The following is a 671-nucleotide window of genomic DNA, read 5'->3' as shown; positions in this document are numbered from 1 at the left end:
TAAATTTTTGTTACACTGTAACTAATTAATCTATAAGATCTTTTTAAGCTAAATTTCTAAAGATCTTAGGTAAGATTATTTATAGAAAAAAGTAAAAAAATATGTGAGCACAGGCAAGTGATGCTATTCCAGCAAGAACATCATCAACCATAACACCTAATCCACCACCAATTTTTCTATCAGCAAGAGAAATAGGCCAAGGCTTTATAATATCAAATATTCTAAAAAGAACGAATGCTAAGAGGCACAAATACCATTCTTTTGGGAATGCTATAACAGAAATAAACATTCCTGCAAATTCGTCAATTACAATGGAGCTATTATCATGCATGCCCATTGCTTTTTCAGTTTTAGATGATGCGATTGTACCTAAGATGAACACTGCAAGTACAATAATAAGCTGAAGATATAAAGGGACAAAAATCAAAGCTACACATAAAGGAATTGCAGCAAGAGATCCAAATGTTCCTGGTGCTTTTGGGATAAGACCTGAACCAAATCCAACCGCAATCAGATGCCACGGATTTAATAAATTAAGATTCTTTAATGGGGTTGTATCATGCTTATCCATAGTATTCCTTCACATATTAATATCTCGAGTTTCCCAGATAAAAAATTTAATTAAACCTAGATACACTCTAGTGTTGATGCTCTTTAAAAACTTGTATTGA

Annotated in this window: 1 protein-coding gene; it reads right to left on the bottom strand. The window is 32.3% G+C overall.

The window, feature by feature from the left end; all coding sequences use genetic code 11:
• Positions 1 to 79 precede the first annotated feature (79 nt).
• Entirely contained in the window at positions 80 to 571 is a 492-nt protein-coding gene (locus J5V48_RS09830) for a phosphatidylglycerophosphatase A family protein (RefSeq protein ID WP_219938480.1), read from the bottom strand.
• Positions 572 to 671 lie beyond the last annotated feature (100 nt).

Origin of the sequence: Succinivibrio faecicola (assembly GCF_019448115.1) — a bacterium.
Lineage (GTDB): Bacteria > Pseudomonadota > Gammaproteobacteria > Enterobacterales > Succinivibrionaceae > Succinivibrio > Succinivibrio faecicola.
The sequence above is the reverse complement of the archived record's forward strand: the minus strand, read 5'-3'. Positions and strand labels throughout refer to the sequence as shown.